Source organism: Radiobacillus kanasensis (assembly GCF_021049245.1).
Classification (GTDB): domain Bacteria; phylum Bacillota; class Bacilli; order Bacillales; family Amphibacillaceae; genus Radiobacillus; species Radiobacillus kanasensis.
In genome coordinates this window covers 2,579,118-2,603,997 of the sequence record NZ_CP088020.1, presented here as the reverse complement: position 1 = coordinate 2,603,997, position 24,880 = coordinate 2,579,118, and the positions used below count along the sequence as shown (strand labels likewise).

Annotated in this window: 27 protein-coding genes; 15 read left to right on the top strand and 12 right to left on the bottom strand. The window is 39.0% G+C overall.

The window, feature by feature from the left end; genetic code table 11:
• Positions 1-58 precede the first annotated feature (58 nt).
• Both dapF and KO561_RS13515 read left to right on the top strand, forming a co-directional pair.
• A complete protein-coding gene (dapF, locus tag KO561_RS13520) occupies positions 59-925 on the top strand; it encodes a diaminopimelate epimerase (protein ID WP_231097157.1) in 867 nt (288 codons plus the stop codon).
• A 56-nt stretch (positions 926-981) separates the two neighbouring features.
• The gene (locus KO561_RS13515) at positions 982-1,341 is read left to right on the top strand and encodes a HesB/IscA family protein (protein ID WP_231093804.1); all 360 of its coding nucleotides are present in this window, start codon (positions 982-984) and stop codon (positions 1,339-1,341) included.
• A gap of 33 nt (positions 1,342-1,374) precedes the next feature.
• On the opposite strand, the gene KO561_RS13510 is transcribed toward KO561_RS13515, so the two are convergent.
• Entirely contained in the window at positions 1,375-2,208 is an 834-nt protein-coding gene (locus KO561_RS13510) for an MBL fold metallo-hydrolase (RefSeq protein WP_408004817.1), read from the bottom strand.
• 835 nt (positions 2,209-3,043) lie between these two features.
• On the opposite strand from KO561_RS13510, the gene KO561_RS13505 reads away from it, so the two are divergent.
• Positions 3,044-4,156 carry an IS110 family RNA-guided transposase gene (locus KO561_RS13505; protein WP_231093803.1) on the top strand — a complete coding sequence of 371 codons (1,113 nt, stop codon included), beginning with the start codon at positions 3,044-3,046 and terminating at the stop codon, positions 4,154-4,156.
• 765 nt (positions 4,157-4,921) lie between these two features.
• Here the strand turns inward: KO561_RS13505 and KO561_RS13500 are convergent.
• Complete coding sequence (locus tag KO561_RS13500; RefSeq protein ID WP_231093802.1) at positions 4,922-5,905, bottom strand: NAD(P)/FAD-dependent oxidoreductase; 984 nt, start codon at positions 5,903-5,905, stop codon at positions 4,922-4,924.
• A 312-nt stretch (positions 5,906-6,217) separates the two neighbouring features.
• Here KO561_RS13500 and KO561_RS13495 point away from each other — a divergent pair, with 312 nt between their 5' ends.
• From KO561_RS13495 to KO561_RS13485, 3 genes are all read left to right on the top strand, one after another.
• Positions 6,218-7,435 (top strand): NAD(P)/FAD-dependent oxidoreductase, encoded by a 1,218-nt coding sequence (locus tag KO561_RS13495; protein ID WP_231093801.1) that lies wholly within the window; start codon positions 6,218-6,220, stop codon positions 7,433-7,435.
• Between the two features lie 124 nt (positions 7,436-7,559).
• A complete protein-coding gene (locus KO561_RS13490; RefSeq protein WP_231093800.1) occupies positions 7,560-7,871 on the top strand; it encodes a YuiB family protein in 312 nt (103 codons plus the stop codon).
• A gap of 87 nt (positions 7,872-7,958) precedes the next feature.
• Positions 7,959-8,630 carry a 3D domain-containing protein gene (locus KO561_RS13485; RefSeq protein WP_231093799.1) on the top strand — a complete coding sequence of 224 codons (672 nt, stop codon included), beginning with the start codon at positions 7,959-7,961 and terminating at the stop codon, positions 8,628-8,630.
• 48 nt (positions 8,631-8,678) lie between these two features.
• Here the strand turns inward: KO561_RS13485 and KO561_RS13480 are convergent, their stop codons facing one another.
• A complete protein-coding gene (locus KO561_RS13480) occupies positions 8,679-9,149 on the bottom strand; it encodes a divergent PAP2 family protein (protein ID WP_231093798.1) in 471 nt (156 codons plus the stop codon).
• 114 nt (positions 9,150-9,263) lie between these two features.
• The gene (locus KO561_RS13475; protein WP_231093797.1) at positions 9,264-9,842 is read right to left on the bottom strand and encodes a biotin transporter BioY; all 579 of its coding nucleotides are present in this window, start codon (positions 9,840-9,842) and stop codon (positions 9,264-9,266) included.
• 171 nt (positions 9,843-10,013) lie between these two features.
• Here KO561_RS13475 and KO561_RS13470 point away from each other — a divergent pair, with 171 nt between their 5' ends.
• Complete coding sequence (locus tag KO561_RS13470) at positions 10,014-10,487, top strand: GNAT family N-acetyltransferase (protein WP_231093796.1); 474 nt, start codon at positions 10,014-10,016, stop codon at positions 10,485-10,487.
• A 104-nt stretch (positions 10,488-10,591) separates the two neighbouring features.
• Here KO561_RS13470 and deoD read toward each other — a convergent pair whose 3' ends face one another.
• Positions 10,592-11,299 (bottom strand): purine-nucleoside phosphorylase, encoded by a 708-nt coding sequence (gene deoD / locus KO561_RS13465; RefSeq protein ID WP_231093795.1) that lies wholly within the window; start codon positions 11,297-11,299, stop codon positions 10,592-10,594.
• 236 nt (positions 11,300-11,535) lie between these two features.
• On the opposite strand from deoD, the gene KO561_RS13460 reads away from it, so the two are divergent.
• The 3 genes from KO561_RS13460 to KO561_RS13450 all read left to right on the top strand — a co-directional run bounded on the left by KO561_RS13460 (position 11,536) and on the right by KO561_RS13450 (position 13,577).
• Positions 11,536-11,799 (top strand): phosphocarrier protein HPr, encoded by a 264-nt coding sequence (locus KO561_RS13460; RefSeq protein ID WP_143895032.1) that lies wholly within the window; start codon positions 11,536-11,538, stop codon positions 11,797-11,799.
• A 104-nt stretch (positions 11,800-11,903) separates the two neighbouring features.
• Positions 11,904-12,392 (top strand): cation:proton antiporter regulatory subunit, encoded by a 489-nt coding sequence (locus tag KO561_RS13455; RefSeq protein ID WP_231093794.1) that lies wholly within the window; start codon positions 11,904-11,906, stop codon positions 12,390-12,392.
• Positions 12,393-12,398: 6 nt separating this feature from the next.
• Positions 12,399-13,577: a cation:proton antiporter gene (locus KO561_RS13450; protein ID WP_231093793.1), complete on the top strand. Its 1,179-nt coding sequence runs from the start codon at positions 12,399-12,401 to the stop codon at positions 13,575-13,577.
• 32 nt (positions 13,578-13,609) lie between these two features.
• On the opposite strand, the gene KO561_RS13445 is transcribed toward KO561_RS13450, so the two are convergent.
• Complete coding sequence (locus KO561_RS13445) at positions 13,610-13,996, bottom strand: kinase-associated lipoprotein KapB (RefSeq protein WP_231093792.1); 387 nt, start codon at positions 13,994-13,996, stop codon at positions 13,610-13,612.
• 150 nt (positions 13,997-14,146) lie between these two features.
• On the opposite strand from KO561_RS13445, the gene KO561_RS13440 reads away from it, so the two are divergent.
• Together KO561_RS13440 and KO561_RS13435 are read left to right on the top strand one after the other, a co-directional pair.
• Positions 14,147-14,326 carry a hypothetical protein gene (locus KO561_RS13440; RefSeq protein ID WP_231093791.1) on the top strand — a complete coding sequence of 60 codons (180 nt, stop codon included), beginning with the start codon at positions 14,147-14,149 and terminating at the stop codon, positions 14,324-14,326.
• 54 nt (positions 14,327-14,380) lie between these two features.
• Positions 14,381-14,959, top strand: a complete 579-nt coding sequence (locus tag KO561_RS13435; protein ID WP_231093790.1) for a superoxide dismutase family protein — start codon at positions 14,381-14,383, stop codon at positions 14,957-14,959.
• 36 nt (positions 14,960-14,995) lie between these two features.
• On the opposite strand, the gene KO561_RS13430 is transcribed toward KO561_RS13435, so the two are convergent.
• Entirely contained in the window at positions 14,996-16,165 is a 1,170-nt protein-coding gene (locus KO561_RS13430) for a MalY/PatB family protein (RefSeq protein WP_231093789.1), read from the bottom strand.
• 670 nt (positions 16,166-16,835) lie between these two features.
• Between KO561_RS13430 and yugI the strand changes: the two genes are divergently transcribed.
• Complete coding sequence (gene yugI, locus KO561_RS13425) at positions 16,836-17,231, top strand: S1 domain-containing post-transcriptional regulator GSP13 (protein ID WP_231093788.1); 396 nt, start codon at positions 16,836-16,838, stop codon at positions 17,229-17,231.
• A 68-nt stretch (positions 17,232-17,299) separates the two neighbouring features.
• Here the strand turns inward: yugI and KO561_RS13420 are convergent, their stop codons facing one another.
• A complete protein-coding gene (locus tag KO561_RS13420; RefSeq protein ID WP_231093787.1) occupies positions 17,300-17,539 on the bottom strand; it encodes a DUF378 domain-containing protein in 240 nt (79 codons plus the stop codon).
• Between the two features lie 180 nt (positions 17,540-17,719).
• Here KO561_RS13420 and KO561_RS13415 point away from each other — a divergent pair, with 180 nt between their 5' ends.
• Positions 17,720-19,069 (top strand): glucose-6-phosphate isomerase, encoded by a 1,350-nt coding sequence (locus KO561_RS13415; protein ID WP_231093786.1) that lies wholly within the window; start codon positions 17,720-17,722, stop codon positions 19,067-19,069.
• 129 nt (positions 19,070-19,198) lie between these two features.
• On the opposite strand, the gene KO561_RS13410 is transcribed toward KO561_RS13415, so the two are convergent.
• The 3 genes from KO561_RS13410 to KO561_RS13400 all read right to left on the bottom strand — a co-directional run bounded on the left by KO561_RS13410 (position 19,199) and on the right by KO561_RS13400 (position 23,243).
• Positions 19,199-20,641: a carbon starvation CstA family protein gene (locus tag KO561_RS13410; protein ID WP_231093785.1), complete on the bottom strand. Its 1,443-nt coding sequence runs from the start codon at positions 20,639-20,641 to the stop codon at positions 19,199-19,201.
• A 132-nt stretch (positions 20,642-20,773) separates the two neighbouring features.
• On the bottom strand, positions 20,774-21,502 hold the full coding sequence (locus KO561_RS13405; RefSeq protein ID WP_231093784.1) for a LytR/AlgR family response regulator transcription factor: 729 nt from the start codon (positions 21,500-21,502) through the stop codon (positions 20,774-20,776).
• A 19-nt stretch (positions 21,503-21,521) separates the two neighbouring features.
• A complete protein-coding gene (locus KO561_RS13400) occupies positions 21,522-23,243 on the bottom strand; it encodes a sensor histidine kinase (RefSeq protein ID WP_231093783.1) in 1,722 nt (573 codons plus the stop codon).
• Positions 23,244-23,417: 174 nt separating this feature from the next.
• Between KO561_RS13400 and KO561_RS13395 the strand changes: the two genes are divergently transcribed.
• A complete protein-coding gene (locus KO561_RS13395; RefSeq protein WP_231093782.1) occupies positions 23,418-23,819 on the top strand; it encodes a YugN-like family protein in 402 nt (133 codons plus the stop codon).
• On the opposite strand, the gene KO561_RS13390 is transcribed toward KO561_RS13395, so the two are convergent.
• On the bottom strand, positions 23,811-24,812 hold the full coding sequence (locus tag KO561_RS13390) for a potassium channel family protein (RefSeq protein WP_231093781.1): 1,002 nt from the start codon (positions 24,810-24,812) through the stop codon (positions 23,811-23,813). The two genes, KO561_RS13395 and KO561_RS13390, sit on opposite strands and share 9 nt — an antisense overlap.
• Between the last annotated feature and the right edge of the window lie 68 nt (positions 24,813-24,880).

Here is a 24,880-nt window from a genome sequence, read left to right as displayed (position 1 = left end):
TGACTGGACGTAGTGCTGTGGCGTTTTCTATACAAAAAGAAGAATAGGAATGATGACTATAATGAACATCCCATTTACAAAGATGCACGGTTTAGGAAATAGCTATATTTATGTAGACTTATACCAAACTACGTTAAAAGAAGATCAACTACCTGCCATCGCTCGGTACATTTCTAATGTGAATACCGGAATCGGTTCAGATGGATTAATTTTAATCGGGCCGAGTGAACAAGCGGAAGTGTCGATGCGTATTTTTAATAAAGATGGGTCAGAAGGAAAAAATTGCGGAAATGGTCTTCGGTGTGTTGCAAAGTATGCATATGAGCATCATTTAGTTTCTGAGACCACATTTACAATTGAAACGTTATCAGGGAACGTGACAGCTCATGTTCACGAATCCGGAAATGTTGTTGAAGAGGTTACTGTAGATATGGGGATTCCTCATTTGCGAAGAAAAGAAATACCGATGGTCGGTGCGGATGTAGAGCAAATTATTGCAGAGCCATTTGTTGTTTCAGAACAGGAATTAGAAGTTACGGCTGTATCGATGGGAAATCCGCATGCCATTTTTTATGTAGAAGATATAGAAAAAGCTCCTTTGCAGACATTAGGTCCTACAATTACAAAGGATGAGCGTTTTCCAGAGGGAGTTAATGTAGAATTTGTTCAAGTTGTTTCCGATAAAGAAGTGCATTTCCGTGTTTGGGAAAGAGGCTCTGGTATTACACAAGCGTGTGGAACAGGTGCTTGTGCGGCTGGTGTTGCTTCTGTGTTAAATGGGTTTTCGGAAAAAGGAAAAGAAGTGTGTGTCCATTTAAGTGGAGGAGATTTGTTCATCACGTGGGGCGACGATGACCACGTATGGATGAGAGGTAAAGCAGAAACAGTTGCTACAGGTAGGTTCCAATGGAATCAGAAAAGTTGATGAGATAGTAAAAGCTAGGTATACTAAGAAGTAGTAACATGATAGGGGGACTTTCAATGGTTCTAAATATAACAGATAGCGCGAAGCATCAAATTAATGAGATGATGAAGGAAGAAGATGCGGAAACAGTACGCCTTCGTTTTGGTGTAAAAGGCGGAGGTTGTAGTGGTCTATCCTATGCATTAGGCTTTGACTATGAAGTGAATGATGAGCTTGAACAAATAGAAGAAATTAATGAAATACCTGTAATCATTACGAAACAGGATATTCCCATCATTGAAGGAACAACCATCGATTTTAAACAAAACATGATGGGTGGCGGATTCACGATTGATAATCCAAATGCCATCGTTTCGTGTGGATGTGGGTCGTCTTTCAAAGCGAAAGAACGAGAAGGTACACCGGAGGAATGTTAATAGCGAAAGCGCAGCGTGAATGCTGCGCTTTTTTTAGTCCACAAATTTTCCGTGCTCAGGCTTCGCGATTTTTTCAAAATGTGCAGTAAGATGCTGTAAATCAGCGGTTAGCTTCTCGCCATGAATAGGTAATCCGTGACCAGGACAGGCGAAATGTGGCTCAAGTTCTCGTAACTTTTGCACGGATTTCTCCGCTTTTTCCCAATCTGTTGTAAAGTATTTGGGTGGACCACTTATTTCATGTTTTTGTGTAATCACATTGTATAGAGATTCCTGTTTTACCGTGCAAAAGGCATCTCCTACAATTATCGTGCGATCGAGTTCACGAAACAGCGAAATATGTCCATCTGTATGACCTGGGGTAGCTATCCACTCCCAGTCATCTAGAAAAGGGACGCTATGATCATCGGGTAAAGGGTGGACATGATTGTCTAAATTTATCCCGTGATTCGGGAATAACGGTGATAAACTAGAGACTAATCCGCCTTCTACCTCAGCATCCCCTTTTGGGTAAGATGCTTTTCCAGTCAAGTAGTCCAATTCTTGTTCATGAGCATAGACAGGTACATCCCAGTACGTAATAAGATCCGTAATTGATCCAACGTGGTCAAAATGGCCATGCGTTAAAATAATAGCTTTAGGACTATGGTTCGGTCCAAAAATTTCCGCAGCATGTTTAATAATGGCACGGTCAGATCTGGGCATTCCAGCATCGATTAGAACCCAATCGTCGGTATTTCTATTTCGCACAAAATACACGTTGACGATTTGTACTTGTAATCCATATACATGTTCTGAAATATCCTGGCGTTGTCCATTCATTAGGCTTGCTAAAGGAATAATTGCATCCTTAAAGACATTCTCCATGTCTACTTGTTCCTCCTTCATTTCGTGTCGCCTTACTTTCCCACAAATTGATTGATTCTATGAAAAATCCAAGAAATGGGGCTGGGACAGAACTATAACATCACTCAAAAGGCGAAATGATTACAGGAATAACAGGCTTAGAATGTTAATTTTTATGATTGGATCTTCCTTCATAGTTGATAGAAATTCGACATAAAGAAATATTAAAAGGTACTACAAAACCAACGGTTTAGTGACTGCTCGGGTGTGTGTACGATGCTGATTTCCGTTGCGGGTAATCGCTTTCCGCGGGCACGGCCTCAGCCAGGCTACTACATAGAATAATCATCCTTGCTGCCTTGCACCGAGGAAGCTTACTTCTAAGCGTTACTAGAAGACGCAGGTGCATCTTTCGGGGTCTTCAACTCGTGCTGTTCCCGCAGGAGTCGATTACCCTCCACTCCAATCAACATGCCATAAGTAGCTGACAAATTAAGTTCCGAAGTATAAAGTAACTTTTAATAATATTATAAGTAAGTGAAATCTTATTAAGATAGCTTTTCATAGTTATCAGAATTATAATTTTTGAATAGGGTTTCCAATTATTTGAGAATTAATTAGCTGCTTCCGGCTACAAAGTTTACCAAATTAGAAAGTAGTAACTTAGCGTAGGTAGAATACGGAGACTCCTACGAGAACAGCACGAGGTGAAAGCCCCGCAGGAAGTGGGTTTCTTCTGAGTTATCATGAACGAAACTAGCTCCTTATTCGTAATAACGTAGGTTAATTTGGCTAGAATGTCTACTAAGTAAAATCAAACCAAATCAGAGCTATAATACGAAAAGGAGCTAGTACTATGAAGGATACCATAAAATACGTTGGATTAGACGTCCACAAGGAAAGAATTTCAATTTCTATTGCTGAGGAAGGTCGAGAGAAACCAAGATATTGGGGAGAAATTCCTCATAACTACGAAAACATCAAAAAGGTTGTAAAGAAAATAGGAGATCCACAATCTCTTCGAGTATGTTATGAAGCTGGACCAACAGGCTACAAACTATATAGATTCTTTCTTACTCTTGGAATTGAATGTGATGTCATTGCGCCATCTTTAATTCCAAAAAGACCGGGTGAGAGAGTTAAAACAGACAGAAGAGATTCGATGAGGCTTGCGCAACTCTTCCGAGCTGGTGAATTAACCTCTATTTATGTACCAACTGAAGAGGATGAAGCACTTCGAGATTTAGTCCGAGCTAGGGAAGATGCAAAGGAAGACGAACTAAGGGCAAAACATAGGTTGACCAAGTTCTTGTTACGGTACAACATTCATCCTCCCAAAGGAATAAGAAAGTGGACCTATAGATATCGGGAATGGCTTCATTCCCTCAAGTTTGATCGGTCTTCCACACAGATTGTCTTTCAGGAATATTATCATCAATTAAAAGAGTTGGAAGAAAGAATAAAGAGATATGAAGAAGAAATAAAATTCCAAGCAACCGAAGGTGTGCATGCCCCAATGATACAAGCGCTCCAGGCATTAAGGGGAGTAGCTGTAATTACAGCTACTAGTTTAGTTGCAGAAATTGGATCCTTTCAAAGATTTGTATCCGCTAAACACTTTATGGCTTACGTTGGGCTTACTCCAAGTGAACAATCAAGTGGTGAAAGTAGACGCCAGGGTGATATAACAAAAATGGGAAATAGGCATGTTCGCCGTTTACTCGTGGAATCGGCTTGGAGCTATCGGTATCAACCAGCTGTGAAGGGTGAATTGAAAAAAAGACAAGCAGGACAAAGTGCTAGTGTACAAGCTATATCATGGAAAGCTCAACATCGATTAAATAAAAAGTACTACCGACTCTTATCCAGAGGGAAAGAAAGTGGTAAGGCAATTACTGCAGTGGCAAGAGAATTAGCAGGGTTTATATGGGCAGTTGCACGGGAGTTAGATGATCCTAAAATGGCATAACACTTTATAACAATTTGGGAGACGATTTTTAAATAGATGGTGAGAATAGGGCTCGAAGGCAAAGAAAAATACCGGAAAGGATAACCCACGTAATCTCCTCTGTGCCATTTCTTCATCAGAATAACGCACGTTCTGAGTTAGTGGTAAGGCCTTTATACGGAAAGATAAAATGTGAAAACCCACGAATATCAGGATGCTAACCGCAGTAGAGATTTTTGCCTTCGTGCCGTGTTCTTAACACCTATTCTAATAAATAAAAAAGGAGGAATAACCAGCGATCCTATCTTTAGCTTAGTTAAGTGTCTCACCGCTTGGAATAGCTGTCAACGAGAGCATTTGACAGCTATTCCAAGCGGCGAGAAGTGGTTTACAAGCTAAAGAAAGGGTATATCTAGCCAGATGGCTAGAAGTACAGAATGAAATAACAATAATCGAAAGAAGCCAAAAATAGCTTCTCTTCTTAAAGATGCCAAAAAACAAACCTAACAGCGAGAGGTTGACAGTTTCGTTCATATCAGGAGATTGAGGCCGTGCCCGTGGAAAGCGGAGTGTTCTGCCGAAGCGTGGCATCAAGCTTCACTTTTCATTCTTTCAATAAATTTTCAATTAGAGTCACGTCGCAGTCTATATATTATTGGCAACAATATTACAAACGCACCATTAAAGAAAAATCCGAACTGATTCGAATTCTAATAAAGATTTTCGAATCAGTTCGGATTTTATTATGATTGAAACGATTTTTCCCGGCCACTATCATCATCTATTTTAGAACATGCTAGTAGAGTGCTTTGGTTGAACTCTTGCATCTGGATCAATGTAGTTTTTTGCATTATTAATTGCAGTTGGTCCTTCACCGAATCCGGAAGCAATTAAATTAACTTTTCCAGGATATGTGCAAATATCACCAGCAGCATAAATGCCTTTTATATTGGTCTCCATTTTCGAATTTACCAGAATACTGTTTTTATCAATTTCTAGATCCCATTGTTTGATTGGGCCGAGGGAGGAAATAAATCCGTAGTTCACTAATACGGAATCCACATCAATGAGCTCTTCCCGTTCCCCTTTTACCTCTTTTAGCTTCACTTGTTCCACAAGGTCACCACCGATGATTTCTTCTGGAACGAATGGAGTCATAATGTTCACATTCGAATTCACCAATTGGTCAACACTGGATTCGTGTGCGCGGAACTCGTTACGACGGTGTACAAGAATCACTTCTTTGGCAATCGGTTCTAACATGAGTGCCCAATCCACCGCAGAATCTCCTCCACCGAACAACATTACTTTTTGATCTCGGTATTTTTCCATATTTTCTACAAAATAATGTAGATTTTTACCCTCATAATTCTCTGCACCTGGAATGGTTAGCTTTCTCGGTTGAAATGCTCCATTCCCAGCCGTAATAATGATAGTTTTTGTATAGTGAATACCAGCATTTGTGGTTAGTTTAAAGGAATCATCTTCTAAACGTTCCACCGTTTCAACTGCTTCGTTGAGTACAATAGTAGGGTCAAACAAGGAAGTTTGTTCCTTGAGATTGTCGACTAACTCTTGTGCTCGAATCTTTGGAAAACCAGCTACATCATATATGTATTTCTCTGGGTATAGGGCAGAAAGCTGACCTCCGATGTGCGGTAGACTTTCAATAATTTTAACACTTGCTTGACGTAATCCACCGTAAAATGCTGTGAATAACCCAACAGGCCCAGCACCGATAATGGTCACATCATATATTTGATCCTTCATCGTAATCCTCCTAAATCATTTGCTTCCCTTTAAAAGGAAATCACTTGTTCCATTTAGTATTTTAACATATGTTTCTAAGAAATATATAAAGATGCTTACGTATTAAAATGAGTAGAATAAGAAGTTAAAACAAGGAAAAAGCGAATAATCAGAATAATTGCTTCAGGGTTGAAAATGCTATTAAAAAGGAATAAGATGAAAATTAGGGTAAATATTACGAAAATGTGACATATTTCACAAGATAGTATATACTTATACGTGAAATATATCACGTATTCCTAATACGAAAAAATACAGATGGAAGTGATACGGATGAACAAACCTAAGATTTTGATTCTTGGGGCTGGATATGGCGGGATAATGACTGCTATCAAGCTTCAAAAAAAATTGAGCAGAAATGATGCTCACATCACGCTTGTAAACAAGCATGATTACCACTATGAAACGACTTGGTTGCACGAAAATGCAGCAGGTACACTACATCATGACCGGACAAGAATTCCGATTAAAGATGTAGTCGACACGAACAAAATCGAATTTATTCAAGACACGGTAGTAGAGCTTAAACCAGATGACAAAAAGGTTATCTTGAAAAATGGTGAGTTAGACTATGATTACTTAGTAGTAGGTTTAGGATTTGAAGCCGCTACATTTGGAATTCCAGGACTCATTGAAAATGCATTTACGATTAACAGTATTAACTCTGCACGATTAATTAAACAGCATATTGAATATAATTTTGCGATGTACAACAATGAAAAAGAAAAGCGTCCAGAGCGTTTGAACATCGTTATCGGTGGGGGCGGGTTTACTGGTATTGAGTTCGCTGGAGAACTTGCAAACCGTGTACCAGAGCTTTGTAAAGAATATGATATTGACCCTAAAGATGTACGTATGATTGTAGTAGAAGGTGCTCCAACGATTCTTCCTGGCTTCGATCCACAGCTTATTGAATATGCAATGAATTCTTTAGAAGCACGTGGTGTTGAATTTAAAACAGGTGCGCTATTAAAAGAATGTAGAGCCGATGGAATTACATTTGAAAAAGATGAGAAACAAGAAGAGCTTCCTACTCTAACTACAGTATGGGCTGCCGGAGTTCGTGCTAACTCTTTAGTAGAGACTTCTGGATTAGAACATAACCGTGGTAAAGTACAAGTTCAACCTGATATGCGTGCCCCATCTCACCCAGACGTATTTGTTGTTGGAGATTGCGCACTTATTATGAACGAGGAAACAGGAAGACCATATCCTCCAACAGCACAAATTGCCATGCAAGAAGCAGAAACCATTGCTCACAATTTAGTGGCACTTGTACACGGTAAAGATGAGTTGGAATCATTCGAATTTCTTAACAGAGGTACAGTAGCTTCACTTGGGGATAGTGATGCAATTGGTGTTATATTCGGAGACAAAAAAATCTTCGGTTGGACGGCTTCCTTTATGAAGAAAATGATCGATAACCGTGCCCTTTTCAAAATCGGCGGTGTAGGTCTCGTTCTTAAAAAAGGTAAATTCAATATCTTTTAAGTGATAGGGAAAAGCAAGGATACTCATCCTTGCTTTTTTTGTTCTAATCAGTAGAGGATAACTTGTCTTATCCGCCCATTCATAATAAAATTGGGAGGATGGATTTTCGAGGGGGAACAAAGATTTGATACAATTTATCGTTTCTATCTTATTGTTTTTTGTTTTATTTTTTGGAATAGGTTTTATTTTAAATATGTTACTGCGATCAACCTGGGTAATGTCTTTTGTTTACCCAATCGTTGTTTGTTTTATTGTAGATGATTTTCCGTTTTCTACATACTTTTTGGACACAGGGAAAGCTTTCTCAACATTATGGCACCGAATTACTATTTTGACACCAGTGGATATCACTATTTTATCAGCTGGTTTTGTAGGTACAATTGTAGCCGGATTTGTCATACGTTGGTTAAGAAAACAAGGATATCAAATGTTTTGATTTTTCCGAACATTAGAACTTAATGATTATAGGTATAGAAAGGTAGCAAAGAGGGTAGGATGACACTCAGAGAGGTGTTATCCGAACATGAAAATACGAAATATTGGAAGAAGAGTGATGATGACCATCCTTTTTCTTGGCGCATCCTACTCGACTTTCGCTACTGTTACGAATGTACATGCAGTAGACTTAAAAATGGGACAAGTTCAAACGGAATCTCTTATGCAGGAACGTTCGCATAAGGAAGTAGCTTTATCCTTGAAATCTTTCAATCACGAAAAAGCTACCACAAGATATATTTCAAGTGAACAAGTGAAAGGTCCAGAAACGATACAGGAAGCTTTTAATTTTGAGAAGTATCCTAGTGATGTCGTAACAGCAACAGGATATACGGCAGGATATGAGTCAACAGGGAAGACACCAGATCATCCGGAATATGGAATCACTTATTCTGGTGTAAAGGTAAAACGAGATTTATATTCTACAATTGCAGCAGATTTAAATGTATATCCGATTGGCACGATATTATTTATTCCTGGTTACGGTTACGGAGTAGTTGCCGATAAGGGTGGTGCAATACAAGGAAATAAAATTGACTTGTATTATCCAACCGTAGACGCCGTGTATCAAGAGTGGGGAAAGCAACAGGTTGAAGTATATCTTGTGAAAAAAGGGGACGGTTCCTTATCAGAATCAGAACTGACCCAATTAAATGAAACAGAAGCACTTCAAGCGTTTCGGGACAACCACAATCGGTAAAAAAAGGGCTATTCCACAAACGGGAATAGCCCTTTTTGTCGTACAACATTAAATCTGGTAAAAAAGATAAGCAATTATAATACCGGAAATACCGCCGAAGAAGACTTCAATGGGCTGGTGCCCAAGCAATTCTTTTAATTCTTTTCGTTTCTCGTAGTCTTCTTTTTCAGACCAAACTTTCGCTTCTTCCACGAAATACTGAAAATCTTTTACTAAACGATTTAAAACGATGGCTTGTTCTCCTGCGTGTCTACGGACTCCTGATGCATCAAACATGATGATGATACTAAAAATACAAGATACCGCAAATATTGGGGATCCAAATCCTTGACTGATTCCAATGCTTGTTGTTAAGGCAGCAACTGCTGCGGAGTGGCTACTAGGCATTCCACCTGTACTAAAGGCAAGTCCAGGCTTGAATTCTCTAGTAGCTACGAATTGAATCGGTATCTTGACGACTTGCGCAAACACGATGGCGGACAATGCAGCCCAAAGTGGCGTGTTCGAAAACAACTCCATCGATTCCATTCATCCCTTTCTCACACGTGTTGATGGTTGTAGTGTACCCTAATCTAAACTCAGAATAACATACAATTGTATGAAAAATGGGGATGTTAAAATAATTTAATGAACTTAAGCAAGCTTTGGCAGTCGACTTGCTATTCTTACCATAATCACAGCGGCAACTATCGCAATAATGAAATCCTTTATTAGGAATGGGACCATTGCTGTCCAAGCAGCCCCATAGCCTATACTTAATTCCAACCATGTGTTCATTGCTAAGCACATATAGGTAACGCCTATCCCATAATTGACCGCTACACCTACAATAGCAGCAACGGAATATGTATATAATGTCGCTTTTTTCATTCGTTCCACTATCCAACCGCTAGCCCATGCTACAAATATGAACGAAATAAGAAAGCCACCTGTGTAATCTAATAAAATAAAAAGTCCTGCCTTCATTTGAGCAAATACAGGTACACCTGCTAGCCCAATCAAAAGGTAAACGAGCATAGAGAAAGAACCTAGTCTTTTTCCAAGTAAAAGTCCGGCTAGAATAGCAAAAAAAGTTTGAAGCGATAACGGTACTGATTTTCCAGCAATAGGGATAGCTAAAAATGGGAACCAGACCGCAATGTTTGCTCCGATTGCCATTAAAGCAACAAAAATGGCTCCTATCGAAATATCAACAGCATTGAATTTTTTCATATCTAATCTCCTCTCACGGAATGATAATAGAAGAGATAGGTAAATTTGTCAACCATTTTATTTATAGGTTAACAAATAAAAGGGGATGGGTGGTCTTTAGATTTACTCTATGTAATGAAGAATTTTTAGGAGTATAATAGAGAAAATCTATATGGAAAGAGAGAAACGGCCTTGATTATTCCAATAAATCCTAAAGATGTACTTGTAGCAAAACAAATCTACAACATTCAAATCCCATCTTATCAAATAGAAGCAGAGTGGTTAGGGGTAACGTCATTCCCTCCATTAAACGAAACAATCGAGTCGATTCAAGCATCAAACGAAACCTTCATTGGATATGTTGTAGAAGGCGCATTAGCAGGCGTCATGTCTTATGAAATTGGGGAAGAAGTGAGTATTTGCCGAGTAGTTGTCCATCCAGACCATTTTCGTAAAGGGATTGGAAGAGGACTAGTTCAACATGTAGTAGAGAAATACCCAACAATGCGAATTACGGTTCAAACCGGTTCCAAAAATGTACCAGCCATTCAGCTTTATGAAAAATTAGGATTTAAGAAAGATGAGGAATTTGAAGTAGAGAAAGGATTATGGATGACGAGTTTTGAGTGGACTTCTAAGAAAAAACAACAGCACCCGCGTAACTAAACTGGATGTTGTTGCATGTTATCCTCACTAAGCCAATTTAAAAATGTCCTGGTAAACAATAAAAAGATCGTGGTCATAATCCACGATCTTTTTAAACCTAATTTTTACTTAATCGCAGCATCTAAAGCTACTACAATCATATCGTTAAAAGTAGTTTGTCTCTCTTCGGCAGTAGTTTCTTCTCCAGTAATGATATGGTCCGAAACCGTTAGAACAGATAGAGCTTGTCTATCGTATTTTGCTGCCAGCGTATAAAGCGCGGTTGTTTCCATTTCTACTGCTAATACATTGTAGCTTGCAAGTAGCTCGAACAATTCTTTTCCGTTATCACGGTAAAAACTGTCACTTGTAAAGACGTTTCCAACACGCATTTTCAACCCTTTTTCTATTCCTGCATCATTAGCGTTTTTCAATAATTCAAAGTCCGCTGTTGGGGCAAAGTCAATTCCACCAAAGGTCATCCGGTTCATTTGAGAATCCGAAGAAGAAGTGGATGCAAGAATTACGTCACGAACTTTTACGTCTTTTTGTAGAGCTCCACAAGTTCCAACACGAATCAACTTTTGAACATCATAGCTTTGAATCAGTTCGTTTACATAAATCGAAATAGAGGGTACTCCCATTCCAGTTCCTTGAACGGAAATTCTTTCTCCTTTGTATGTACCAGTATATCCGTACATGCCGCGTACCTCGTTATAACACACGACGTCATCAAGGAAAGTTTCGGCAATATATTTTGCACGAAGTGGATCTCCTGGTAGTAAAATTTTATCTGCAATATCTCCTTTATTAGCACCAATATGTACGCTCATTGATAGGCCTCCTAGTTTGAATAATGTACTAGTTAAAGGTATCATAACGGATAAAATTTCTCAAACAAGGCCTTATTCATGAATAGATACGACATTTTTCACAAATCCTCAACTAGAACGATGTTTTTATGTTTCTAATCTAAAGGAATTCGTATATAATAAATATAATACATGCAAGGGTTTCAGATTCCTTAGTGTGAAAATTATGGTTAAGGTTAGGAAAGGATGGAAAGAATATGAAAGAAAAAACATTTACAATTACAGATGATACTGGCGTACACGCAAGACCAGCAACACTTCTTGTAAATAAAGCAGGACAGTTTGAGTCAGAGGTTGAAATGCACTACAATGGTAAAACAGTAAATTTAAAATCCATTATGGGTGTTATGTCCCTTGGTGTACCAAAGGGAGCTCAAATTAAGATTACAGCTGACGGTAGCGACGAAGAACAAGCGCTACAAGGTATTGAAGAAGTAATTAAAGAACACCTAGGTGAATAATGACGTACAGTAAATAAAAGCTAGAGACTTTTCTCTAGCTTTTTTTACAGTGATTTTTTAGTGATTACTGGATTTAATATATGGCTTAAGAGAGGTGTTTTACGGTGAAAATTTCAGTATCTCAGCTACCAGGTATCGGACAAAAGATTTGCTTGAAAACGGCAGAAGACAGCATGCTAGTTGTTATTGTCCACCACACCGGAAAGAGAGAATTATACTTTTTTAATGATGCGGATAATGATGAAGCGGATTTCGCAATGGATCTAACACCAGACGAAACAAGAGAACTAGGTGCACAGCTTCTCGGTGCTACGTATCAACCTGTCGATGTAGATAAGCTGAAAATGTTTAGAAAACAAGTTGTGGTAGATTATATTGAGGTGAAACCAAATTCTCCGATTGCTAATCTGTCTATTGAAGAATCCGATATTCGGAATAAGACGGGTGCAACGGTTATTGGGATTGTCCAAGGGGATGAAACGGTTGCTATACCAGAAATCGATACTAGGATTGCACCAGGTGACACTTTAATATCAATTGGGAAACAGGATCAGATTGATGCACTGCATGGACTTTCTAAGGGAGAGCGGTGATAAACCTTGCATAGTGAATTTCCTATATTATTAGGTGCAGGTTTAGTGTTACTTGGGATATTCTATTTGGGCTTTTTAAGCTTAAAGATTAATTTTCCAAGTGTCATTTTATATATATTGTTCGGAATTATACTGGCAGACGTCTTAAGTGAGAACGAGATTCTTCATTTTGCCAGTGAAATCGGCATTGTTCTTCTATTCTTTCTCCTCGGTTTGGAATTCAGCGTTAAACGATTGGGAGGCATCGCTAAGAAAATTTGGACATCAGGTTTATTAGATGTCGGCCTAAGCCTTGGCGTTTCCATGCTTTTCGCCTTCCTTTTCGGGATGGACTGGTTTAGTGCCTTCATTGTAGGGGGCATTACATACGCTACTAGTTCCTCGATTACAGCCAAACTACTTGACGACAAAAGCCGTATGGCTAATGCGGAGACTGAATTTATTCTTGCCCTTTTAATCTTTGAAGACTTAATCGCTCCCATTGTTGTCGCCGTTATTTTAGGGGTGCACATGAGCGGAACCTTCCAAACGAGTGACCTCCTCCTATTATTCGGGAAAATTATCGGGTTAGCGGCACTTGCCATTATCCTTGGAAAAACAGTGTTCAAACGCTTTGAGGAGTTATTGGTGAAAATAGATGATGAAGATATAAAAATTGCCTTGTTAATCGGTCTATCTGTATCATTTGGTGGCCTCGCATTGTTCTTAGGACTGTCTGAAGTACTTGGTGCTTTCTTAGCAGGTATGATGCTAGCGGAAATTGGCAAAATTGAACGTGTAGAGCACACGGTCTCCCCTGTAAAAGACCTTATGCTCCCAACGTTTTTTGTTTATTTCGGTACAACGATACAATTAGGGGACGGCTTGCCGCTCCCATGGCTAATCGTTGTCTTATTACTGTGGTCGATGGTTGCAAAAATCCTAGTAGGTGTTGTGGGTGGTCGTTGGTATGGCTTGTCTAAAAAGGTATCATTAAGAGCTGGATTGTCCATCTGTGCGCGTGGAGAATTTTCCGTTGTTATTGCTTCCGTAGCAACTGGGACTGTGAAAATACTTGGTGGAATTTATATTCTTATCGCTGCATTTATTGGCATGATCCTTTTCGATCAAGCACCTAAAATAGCTAATAGGATTTATGGGAAAGGAAAGAAACCAGACCGAAACTTAAAAGTTCCAGGTACGTAAAAAGGGAAAGCTTTTGCTTTCCCTTTTTAGTTCTAAGTACGAAAGTATCGCTTTTCTAAGTCATTTAGTTCCTCTAAAGCTTTTTGCTGAAAAGCTGTTTTTTCCTCTTGTTCAAATTTTTTCTTTTGAGTATTTAAAGCTGCTTTTAACGATTCTTTATAGTCTGGGACTTCTTCTTCATAGGGGTGTGTAGCTGATTTGGATACGTTCATTTTTTCCTCGAAGCTTAGAGCTTTTCTTTGGTGGAAAAACACATCCTCTGTCTTCCCATAATTATGGATATCTCCTTGAAGCGGATGCTTTAAAACAGCTAATACTTTAATCAAATAGTTTTGTCCACGATCTTCAACAATTTCTCCTACGTAGGTTCCGGATTTATAATGTGCTTTTACAGTATCTCCAACTTGTCCATTCTCCATTACCATCATCCTTTTAATCGTTCTTTGAACTTATCTTCTCAAAATCCAACAAGAATCACAAGCCAGAACTATGGCTCGAAAAGTTGGAAAAGATGTCACTGATTCTGGGACAATGCTTTGTTATACTAGTGGGGAAGGAAGTGATAGCTTATGATGGAGTTTCTATATTTTCCAGAGGATAAAAGTTTATATATTCCATCTGTCCTCATACTATGCTTGTTTATGATAGGTGCTGGTGTTGCTATGTGGTTATTCATACGTGCATCGAAAAAAGAAGAGAAGAAGTTTAATCAGAAGTATCCTACGAAAGACAATTCGAGAAAAGGATAAAGGGAACGATTCATGTTCATACTATACCCATATGGCAGTGAAAGGGGTACAAGTATGAAGCATGTTTCGATAATCCTATTTATCATTCTTCTTTTTTGTTTAACTGGATGTCAGGAACCTACAAGAACCCCGCTGAAAATAGATATGTATAACAGCTCAGGTGACACAATTGGAACAGCAAATTTTATTGAACAACCTGATGGAGTGAAAATACAACTGAAAGTGGAAGGATTGGAACCCGGCTTCCACGGTATTCATGTACACGAATACCCAAAATGTGAAGGACCTGATTTCAAATCAGCTGGAAGTCACTTTAACCCCGATAATAAAGAGCATGGTTCAATGTATACCGAAGGTCCACACTTAGGGGATCTTCCAAACATTGAAGCTCCAAATGAAGGCTTAGTGGATACAGAACTTATGGTAAATGGTGCTACTTTGATGGATGGGAAGAATTCTTTACTTAAAGGAGAGGGGACATCCCTAGTCATTCATGCTTCCCAGGATGATGGGGTATCTCAACCAGCTGGTAATTCGGGAGACCGGGTAGCTTGTGGTCAGATCCAGTTAGAGAAAGAAGGAGAATCTCCTAGTGATCCAACGGAAACAAATAAACCGGATATGATGAAATAAAAAAGAAGGCTCCTTACACGCGGAGCCTTTCTATATTTACAACTTTTTATCAAGAGCATCGACAATCCTTTTTAATCCGATTTGAAGTGTTTCGGTCGGACAGGCAACATTTATCCGCATGAACCCTTCCCCTTCGTCTCCGAAAGTTACCCCATCGTTTAAGCCTACTTTGGCTTCTTCCTGCATAAATTGCTTTAACTCTTTCTGGTCTAACCCCATTGCTCGACAGTCTAACCAAAGCAAATAGGTCCCCTCTGGTTCAATTAAGGTAATTTCTTTTCTACTAGAAAAGGCTTCTTTCACAAGATATATATTTGTCTCTAGTACATCAAGAAGCTCTTCCAACCAAGGCTTTCCATGTTGGTAGGCAGCCTCCAACGCTAGGATTCCCATCGTGTTTAAAATACCAAGGCCTTGTTTTTTAAAATGTTTTTTCAATAAGAGTTTCTTTTCTTTATCGGAAATGACAGCAAAGGAAATTCGCAGTCCAGCCATGTTAAAAGTTTTCGTTGGAGACATGCACGTCACAGTTCGATGTGCAACTTCTTCACCAAGAGAAGCGATTGGAATATGCGTATTAGGTCTATGTATGAGATCAGCGTGAATTTCGTCTGAAAGAATAAGCACATCATATTGAATACAAAGTTCTGCTATTCTTGTTAATTCTTCTTTTGTCCAAACCCTACCAACAGGATTATGTGGATTAGATAGAATAAATGCTTTTACCCCTTTTTTGAACTGTGTTTCCAAATGTTCAAAATTGATTTCATACTTGCCATCCTTTAGTTCAAGTGGATTGGTAAGTAAAGTTCGATCATGCAGGTTCACTAAATCATAGAAAGGTGGGTAAACAGGTGTTTGTATAAGGAGCGAATCTCCGTGATCCGTAAACGCCTGTACGGCTATGTGTAATGTCGTTATAACTCCAGGACTATAAAGCAACCAATCTTTTTTAATATTCCATTGATGACGGCTTTGAACCCAATGGAGGATTGCTTCGTCCACGTTGGAATCCGTTAAGGTGTATCCATACACCTGATGTGAAACTCGTTCTGAGAGTGCCTCGGTTACGGCACTAGGAACCGGAAAGTCCATATCTGCCACCCACATCGGGATAACATCGTCTGAGCCATAAAGCTTTTTTACTAAGTCCCATTTCGCTGATTTTGTGTTTCTGCGATTAAGCACTTTATCGAATGTAGCCATCGTCATTTCCTCCCCTCATTTACATAAGCCTAGTGTATCATGTCGTCTGGGGAAAAAGAGATACGGATGCTCAAACAAAAATCTGTTTTTTAGAAGAGTGTTGCTTTTAATCGCTATATTTTGGGAGGAAGTTTTATTTTGCGGATGATATATACGAGGATCCTCGAAATTGTACGTGAGGTAAAGATTCAAGAAGACAAAAGCAGGGCACGAGGTACTCCTCCATTAACATCCTTGCCCCTACAATCTCCGAGCGAGGAGGTTCTATGCATGGAAGGAGTTAGTTATCAAAACGAAAATAGCCCCTTTTCGTAACAACGTAGGTTAATTTGGTAATACGGTACTACCAAAACAGAGCTATAATACGAAGGAGCTAGTAATATAAATGATAGCCCAAAATACATAATTCTAAACGTATCAAAACGAAAAAAAGACAAAAAGAAAAAGCAAAGCTCTGTGCTTTGCTTTACAGGGGGAATACGAGAAAGTCTTACATAAATAAGTATTTCCACATATGAAAAGATCTAAACATCTATTTACCGAATTTTTTCAAATATGTTTAGCAATTTAGAAGCAGCTAAAGGAAATCTTTTGCTTAAGGATTAACAACTATGTTAAAATTAATAATTGCTTATTAGAAACGAAAAAATATCGGGAGTTGTTGTTCATCATGACAGAAAATTTCAAAGAAGGTCAAGTATTAGAAGGAAAAGTAACAGGGATCCAACCATACGGAGCCTTCGTAGCATTAAATGAGGAAGTACAAGGTCTTGTTCATATTTCTGAAGTTACGCATGGCTATGTAAAAGACGTAAACGAGCATTTATCCGTTGGTCAAGAAGTGAAAGTGAAAATCCTAAACATTGATGAAGAAAAAAATAAGTATTCTTTGTCTATCCGTGCAACCCAAGAAGCACCGAAACAAGCGGACAAAAAGCAAGCTCCAAAACGCACAAAAGCTGTTGCTCAACAAGAAGCGCAACCAGCAGGATTCAATACACTAAAAGATAAATTGGAAGAATGGATTGAGCAATCTTCTGAAAGAGAAAATACATTTAAGCAGTAAAAATGTAATAGAAAATACCTACCAGGTTTAATCCTGATAGGTATTTTTTATTGAGTCAAGAGAAAAGATTAACGTTCTAATCTCGCTTCTCTTTGTGTTGACGTTTCTTCTGAAGTTCTGAAAAGCAACGGTAAAGCTAAAAGCCCACTAATACCGACTAGCGTATAGATGATACGGGCAAACGCTCCACTTTGTTCTCCACCGCCAAAAATTGCAGCTACTAGGTCAAATTGGAATAGGCCGACAAGCCCCCAATTGATTGCTCCGACTATAACCAACAAAAGTGCAAGACGTTTTATAAAGCTCATCGTAACATTACCTCCTTTTCATAACCTTCAATAATAGGATAACTAATAAGGATTAAAACTATACTGGTTTAAGTCTCCAATAAATTCCTGTCGATTCCCTTCTTAACTTGATTTAAATGAATGGTTTCGGTAAATTTAAGTAGGGAATACTACAAACCAAACACATAGGGAGGTAAAGAAATGAGTTACATTCGTTTCGAATACGAGAAGGCATTGTCTTTCTTTGGAAAACACGAATTAGAATATTTGCAAGGGCCTGTGAAGCTTGCTCATCAGGAGTTACATAACAAAACTGGTGCAGGAAACGATTTTCTTGGCTGGTTAGATTTGCCCGAAGATTACGATAAAGAAGAATTTGGCCGTATCAAGCAGGCTGCTAAAAAAATTCAATCTGATTCCGATGTATTGCTTGTCATTGGGATTGGTGGTTCTTATCTTGGAGCCAGAGCAGCACTAGAAATGTTAAATCACTCTTTTTATAACATTTTACCGAAAGAAAAAAGACAATTTCCACAAGTGTTGTTTTTAGGGAATAGCATTAGTGCGCCTTATATGAATGATTTGTTAGATGTGCTTGAAGGAAAAGATGTTTCTATTAATGTGATTTCTAAAAGTGGTACAACGACAGAACCAGCTATTGCTTTTCGTCTGTTCCGCAAGTTTTTAGAAGAGAAATATGGAAAAGAAGAAGCGAAGAAGAGAATTTACGCTACTACAGATAAAGCGAAAGGTGCTTTGAAAACTTTAGCAACAGAAGAAGGATATGAGTCCTTTGTCATTCCGGATGATGTTGGAGGGCGTTTTTCTGTTCTGACAGCAGTAGGTCTTTTACCGATTGCAGCTAGTGGTATTGATATTGATGCTATGATGGAAGGGGCACAGAAGGCACGTGAAGAGTTAAGCTCTGACAACCTTTTGGAAAACCCTGCTTATCAATATGCGGCTGTTCGAAACATCTTGTACAACAAAGGAAAAACGATCGAAATGCTGGTGAATTATGAGCCAGCTTTGCAATATTTCTCTGAATGGTGGAAGCAGTTGTACGGGGAGAGTGAAGGGAAGGACCAAAAAGGAATTTTCCCATCCTCAGCTAACTTCTCAACGGATCTGCATTCCATGGGACAATATATTCAAGATGGTCGCAGAGATTTGTTTGAGACGGTTCTTCATGTGGAAACACCTAAGTCTAACCTTACGTTAGAAAAGGAAGCGCAAGATTTAGATGGTCTTAATTACTTGGCAGGCAAGACAGTGGATGAAGTCAATCAGAAAGCCTATCAAGGTACAATGCTTGCCCACTCTGACGGACAAGTTCCAAATCTGATCGTTCATCTTCCTAAATTAGACGCTTATACGTTTGGATATGCCGTGTACTTCTTTGAAAAGGCATGTGCAGTTAGTGGCTACCTTTTAGGTGTGAACCCGTTTGATCAGCCTGGAGTAGAAGCCTATAAGAAAAACATGTTTGCTCTTTTAGGAAAACCAGGATTTGAAGCAGAAAAAGCTGAATTGGAACAACGATTAAAATAAAGGTAAAAACCCGCTCAGTGAAGAGCGGGTTTTCCTTTATAGTATTAAATTTTAACAAGAAGAAATCCGACGAAGTAAAAATTGTAAAGTTCCAAGTATAAGTGTAACTAAGACTAAACCAAAATTTCTTTAGGCTACAAATGGTACTTCGTCATCCAGTGGTATCTCTGCTTGTCGAGCTTTATTGGCTGCTCGGAAGAATATCAATGTAATAGCTATAGTAATAATGGCTGCACTCACGTAGGAGATCGGTAAAGAAAGTCCAAATCCGATTTGCGCATTTAGGATATAGGTGAACGTTGCCATGGTAATGAATATAGCTGGAATCATCGGAATGTAATAGTTTTTCTTAGCAATAAACAAGTACATAGCTCCGACCCATAAGGCGATCATTGCTGTGGATTGGTTCGCCCAAGAAAAGTATCTCCATAGTAAAGTGAAGTCAATCTTCGTCAAGAGAAAAGAAAGAGCAAACAACGGTAATGCAATCCATAAACGGTTGATCGTTTTCTTTTGTGCAATTTTTAAATAATCTGCGATAATCATACGAGCACTTCGGAACGCTGTGTCACCAGACGTGATAGGCAGAACGATAACCCCTAGAATAGCAAGTGTTCCACCAACAGCACCAAGTAGCGTTGTAGATACTTCTGTAACAACAGCGCCAGGTCCTCCATTGGCAAGAATCTCATTCAAACCTGTAGACCCGTCAAACATGCTCATACCAGCAGCAGCCCAGATCATGGCAATGATCCCTTCTGCAATCATCATTCCATAAAAAATGAAGCGACCTTGCTTTTCACTTTGTGTCGTACGTGAAATGATAGGTGTTTGTGTTGCATGGAATCCAGATAGTGCTCCACAAGAAATCGTTAAGAATAGTAATGGGAAGATTGGCGCGTTATCCGGATGTAAGTTTGTAAAGGATAGCTCTGGAATTGGAGCACCTGTAAAGACTAAACCAATACCTACACCAATAGCAGAGATTAGCAATAACGCTCCGAATATCGGATAAAACCGACCGATAATCTTATCAATCGGGAGTAACGTAGCTAAAATGTAGTAGATAAAAATAGCCGCCAAAATAAGTCCTAGTGATGCCCAGCCCCCCATTAAGCTGTTTAATAAATCGGCTGGTGCTGTAACAAAAACAGTCCCTACTAAAAGTAGAAGCAAAACAGCAAATCCATTTACGACGTGTTTCATTACTTTGCCTAGGAATTTCCCTGCTAGCTCAGGTAAATGTGCGCCGTGATTACGGATGGAGATCATCCCTGTTAAATAATCATGGACAGCACCGGCAAAAATACAGCCAAGCACAATCCAAATGAATGCGACCGGGCCATAAAGTGCCCCCATAATAGGCCCGAATATTGGACCAACTCCAGCAATGTTTAATAGTTGAACGAGTGAATTCTTTTTTTGGTCCATTGGTAAATAATCGATGCCATCCTTATGACTGAATGCAGGTGTCTGACGGCTATCATTTACTCCAAAAACTCGTTCTACAACTTTTCCATAGGTGAAATAACCAATTATGAGAAGTAAAATTCCGCTTATAAACGTAAACATTTTCCTTCCTCCTTATCTAATTACTGCTACCATTGTATATGAAAGCGTTATCAAATATGGTGGGATAGGAGTAACATGTTTAAATAAAGGATTTACATGTTGTTCTATGAGATTAAGGTGTCGGAATCCACGTTACAATTCTAGCTCAGCACGTAATGCTTTTACATAGTTTCGGCTAACCGATAACATTTCTTTTGTTCCTTCCATTTCTAGATGATAGGCACCATTAAACCACGGAATAAGTCGCGACACATGGTTTAAGTTCACAAGATAACTTTTGTGGGTACGGAAAAAAGAATATTCCTTCAGTCTCGCTTCTAATTCTTTTAAAGGGGTCTTCGTTTCAAATTCCTCCCCAGTTAAAGCGATTTTGGTCACTCGATTATCTCTGTAAATAAATAAAATATCATTTGGATTGATATAGATGATTTCTTCTCCTTCAATTGCTAGCTTGAAAGGGGTTGGTCCCGCATTTTCTTCTCGATCTGTTAATAAATAGCGTTCTAATCGATGAACGGTTTCGTCCAGCTCTTGTGGATCAAACGGCTTTACGAGATAATCGACTGCTTCTTGTCGAAAGGCTTCTACAGCGAAATTCGGATAAGCTGTAGCAAACACGATTAACGGTGTTTTTTTCAATTCCTTCAGCATATTTGCTGTATCCATACCATTACGTTTCGGCATTTCAATATCTAAAAAAATAACATCTGGTTGAAGCTCAAGCGCCTTTGTAATACATTGATCGCCTGAATCCGCTTCTCCGACAATACGGATGGTCGTATAAGTAGATAGTAGATGTGATAATTCCTCTCTACTATAGCGTTCGTCATCAACGATTAGGACTTTAATAGGTTTTGTCAATTCATTTTACCTCCCATCCTTATATTTCGAATGTTACTTCTGTACCATTTTCAGGGGAACTTGTAATAACTAACAAGGAGTCTTCTCCATACATCATTTGTAGCCTTCGGTTTACATTGAATAAGCCAATACCTGTTCCTTCTGACTCAGTAAAAACTTCTTTCGCAATCTGCTCTTGTTGGTCTGGAGAGATTCCATTCCCATTGTCCCTTACGGAAATTCTTGTTTTTCCATCTGGAGTTGATTGGATGGAGATGTTTATATGACAGTCTATTTCTCGATCCTTAATTCCATGCTTTACGGCATTTTCCACGATTGGTTGTAATAATAGAGGAGGGACCTTACGATGAAGTAAGCGTTCCTCAATGTTATAATTCACAGTTAACCGGTCCACAAAGCGAGCTTCTTCGATAAGTAAGTATGCTCGAACGTGCTTTAATTCTTGTTCCAATGTCGTTAAGGATAGCGTTGTTCCTTTAATGTTCTGTCTCAGAAAATGAGATAGGGAGACAAGTAATGTTCTGGCCTTATTTGGATTCGTACGAATAAGCGAAACAATAATGTTCAAACTATTAAATAAAAAATGAGGACTAATTTGTGCTTGTAATGCCCGAATCTCCGCTTCTTTCGCCAACTCAAACGCACGGTCCGCTTCGGAAATGTCTAATTGATTGGATAATAAAGAACCTAACCCTTTCATGAGTTGGATGACCACATCGGTTATTTCTTTTTCAGATTGAAAATAAAATTTTAACGTTCCAATGGTTACTCCACGTTGTTTTAACGGGGCGACGATGACAGCAGATAGAGGGCAGTCCTCTTCCATGCAACGTATATCTTCATGTTTGGCAACAATTAATCTCCCTTCTGCAATCACCTTTCGTGTAACATCTGTTTGTATAGGAGAGTGGCTTTGGTGGTGATCGTCTGCTAAGCCAACATGGGAAAGAATTTGTTTGGTGTCTGTAATCGAAATCGCACTTGCTTCAACTTCATGCAGCAAAATATCGCAAACCGCTTTTGCAGATTGAGGGTTCAATCCTTTTCTTAAAAAAGAAACGGTGCTTTCGGCTAGTCGAAGTGCTTTTTGAGCTTGTAAAGCACCCATTTTCTCTTCCTCATTTAGGACATTTTGTACGATTAAGAGAAAGATAGCGGAGCCTATACCATTTGCTAAAATCATGGGAATACCGATTCCTTGAACAAGTGAAAAAGCTTGATCAAAAGGGCGAGCTACTACTAATATAATGAGCATTTGGATAGCTTCTGCTAATCCACCTACTAAAAAAGCTTTCTTAGGGGAGACGTGCTTATTTTTCTGATGGAATGCCCCTGATATAAGGCCAGCAATTATGGCAGAAAACCCACAAGCAAATCCAGTAAATCCACCTAAGCTAAATCGGTGAACTCCCGCGATAATCCCAGCTCCAATCCCTACCTTGTAACCACCTAATAACCCTGCAATAATGACTCCAATAACGCGTGAGTTTGCTAGTGCCTCATCATGTGTAAGGTTGTTCGCCCAGCGGTCAAATTGAAAGGATTCTGGGCTAAAGGTTAAGCCGGAATACGTTCCAATGATGCCAAAAAAGCCAAAAAATAAGATGGCAAGGTATTGTTGTCTTTTTCCTAATTGATCCGCTTGTACCATTTGCCGAAAAAAGCGAAAGCGAGTCAATATAAAGGCGATCATCACAATGATTCCTAGTCGTTCCAGCATTGTGAGCATCAGTTCAAACATATATGTAACCCCTTTCATTAAGGATTCTCGAAACCTGTACAGGACCATTATAAAGAGTTATTCGCTTTCTTGGGAAGAAAAACATTTATATTCTCTAGGAACGATTTTGTTAGAAACATAAAAATGACAGAAGAGGGTAAAGTAATATCATAGAACCTAAAAAGGAGTTTTCTCATGATTCCGATAGCTTCGAGTTTAGAAAATAAAGTCTTTTCCCTTTATGAATTAGAAAAGCAATTAAAGCCTCTCGGATATGTTGTAGGGGGGAACTGGGATTACGATGAAGGGTGTTTCGATTATCAAATGGCAGATCAGGGTGGATATGAGTATCTTCGTATCCCTTTCAAAGTGGAATCAGGAATGTTGGATGCACCAGGAGCAACGGTTCGCTTAGGAAGTCCATTCGTACTAGCCCATATTTACCAAGGTGGAGTAGAAAACCATGCAGATAACGGAGCACTCCAAGGAATGGTGAACCAGTTTCAATCCCCTGTAGACCCAGACGCGAAGGTGCCGGATAAATATGTCAACAGAGGAAAGAAACTCGTACAACAGCTAGAGCATCTATTAGTCTAATCTAGATAGAACAAGTAACGTATCTTCGTGGGTAAGAATTTCATGGAATGGAGGGTTTATGAATAGCTCTCCATTTCTTTTTATGCCGATTAATATTTGTTCCGCAGCCACCAAATAATCGGACGTAGCCAAAAAGGTCTTTCCGTTAAGGTGTTCTGGTAGCAATAGCTCTTTAAACTGTTGATTAGAAAATAATTCTAGAATTAAATTAAAGGGCTTAACAGGCTCATTTCGAAATATTTCATGGTAAAATAACGTGCTCATAAAATCGTTAGAACGTATGACGGAATCAGCCCCAGCTCTTGTGGCATTGACAACTTGGTCTTTCTTTAAAATCTCCGTAATAATCGTTACATGAGGATTATTCCCACGGATGGCAACTGTTGTCAAAATGCTTTGTTGGTCTGCTTGACGCTCATTTTTGGATGGATCCGAGGTTATAACAACAAATTTTGCCTGCTGAATATTTGCCTTGGTTAACGTCTCATCTTCGGTTGCATCCCCACGAACGAAGTGTACCATATGCTCTTGGTACAAGAAATTATTTAATGATTGATCAATTAATACGATAGATTGTTCACGATGCCTATCTTTCACGAAGTCTAGTAGATGTTTAGTTCTCTCGTTCCATCCGATAAACACTATATGGTCTTTGCCACTATATTTAACTTTCCCTCTCGATAAGTCGTGCTCAAGATTAACGGTTTTTGCTGATACTGTCGCCATGTAAAACGTGACAAGGCCACCACCTGCTAGGATAAGAAATATCGCCATCATCCGTCCGACCATACTTAAAGGCACGTAATCTCCATACCCAACTGTAGAGCCTGTAACAAAAGCCCACCAGATGCCATCAAAGATGGTTGGAAAGCTATCAGGTTCGATAAAGTGTATCGTAATGCCAAATAAAAACATTAAGGCAAGAACCGTTAAAAGTAAACGGTAGAGTAAGGGTATTCGAAAGTATAATTGCCAAAGCTGTTGTAAGTGCATAGTATCCCTTCTTTCTTGTCATCAGTATGGACAAAAAAAGACAGAGTTAACATTCGAAATTAGATAAT

Excerpts from the sequence above, each read along its gene's own strand:
- KO561_RS13515 (WP_231093804.1), top strand. The coding sequence starts at position 982 with ATGGTTCTAAATATAACAGATAGCGCGAAGCATCAAATTAATGAGATG.
- KO561_RS13395 (WP_231093782.1), top strand. The coding sequence starts at position 23,418 with ATGATTCCGATAGCTTCGAGTTTAGAAAATAAAGTCTTTTCCCTTTAT.
- KO561_RS13390 (WP_231093781.1), bottom strand. The coding sequence starts at position 24,812 with ATGCACTTACAACAGCTTTGGCAATTATACTTTCGAATACCCTTACTC.
- KO561_RS13420 (WP_231093787.1), bottom strand. The coding sequence starts at position 17,539 with ATGAGCTTTATAAAACGTCTTGCACTTTTGTTGGTTATAGTCGGAGCA.
- KO561_RS13485 (WP_231093799.1), top strand. The coding sequence starts at position 7,959 with ATGAAAATACGAAATATTGGAAGAAGAGTGATGATGACCATCCTTTTT.
- deoD (WP_231093795.1), bottom strand. The coding sequence starts at position 11,299 with ATGAGCGTACATATTGGTGCTAATAAAGGAGATATTGCAGATAAAATT.
- KO561_RS13510 (WP_408004817.1), bottom strand. The coding sequence starts at position 2,208 with ATGGAGAATGTCTTTAAGGATGCAATTATTCCTTTAGCAAGCCTAATG.
- KO561_RS13410 (WP_231093785.1), bottom strand. The coding sequence starts at position 20,641 with ATGTTTACGTTTATAAGCGGAATTTTACTTCTCATAATTGGTTATTTC.
- KO561_RS13495 (WP_231093801.1), top strand. The coding sequence starts at position 6,218 with ATGAACAAACCTAAGATTTTGATTCTTGGGGCTGGATATGGCGGGATA.
- KO561_RS13445 (WP_231093792.1), bottom strand. The coding sequence starts at position 13,996 with ATGGAGAATGGACAAGTTGGAGATACTGTAAAAGCACATTATAAATCC.
- KO561_RS13475 (WP_231093797.1), bottom strand. The coding sequence starts at position 9,842 with ATGAAAAAATTCAATGCTGTTGATATTTCGATAGGAGCCATTTTTGTT.
- yugI (WP_231093788.1), top strand. The coding sequence starts at position 16,836 with ATGACAGAAAATTTCAAAGAAGGTCAAGTATTAGAAGGAAAAGTAACA.
- KO561_RS13460 (WP_143895032.1), top strand. The coding sequence starts at position 11,536 with ATGAAAGAAAAAACATTTACAATTACAGATGATACTGGCGTACACGCA.
- KO561_RS13435 (WP_231093790.1), top strand. The coding sequence starts at position 14,381 with ATGAAGCATGTTTCGATAATCCTATTTATCATTCTTCTTTTTTGTTTA.
- KO561_RS13440 (WP_231093791.1), top strand. The coding sequence starts at position 14,147 with ATGATGGAGTTTCTATATTTTCCAGAGGATAAAAGTTTATATATTCCA.
- KO561_RS13500 (WP_231093802.1), bottom strand. The coding sequence starts at position 5,905 with ATGAAGGATCAAATATATGATGTGACCATTATCGGTGCTGGGCCTGTT.
- KO561_RS13505 (WP_231093803.1), top strand. The coding sequence starts at position 3,044 with ATGAAGGATACCATAAAATACGTTGGATTAGACGTCCACAAGGAAAGA.
- KO561_RS13430 (WP_231093789.1), bottom strand. The coding sequence starts at position 16,165 with ATGGCTACATTCGATAAAGTGCTTAATCGCAGAAACACAAAATCAGCG.
- KO561_RS13415 (WP_231093786.1), top strand. The coding sequence starts at position 17,720 with ATGAGTTACATTCGTTTCGAATACGAGAAGGCATTGTCTTTCTTTGGA.
- KO561_RS13400 (WP_231093783.1), bottom strand. The coding sequence starts at position 23,243 with ATGTTTGAACTGATGCTCACAATGCTGGAACGACTAGGAATCATTGTG.
- KO561_RS13480 (WP_231093798.1), bottom strand. The coding sequence starts at position 9,149 with ATGGAGTTGTTTTCGAACACGCCACTTTGGGCTGCATTGTCCGCCATC.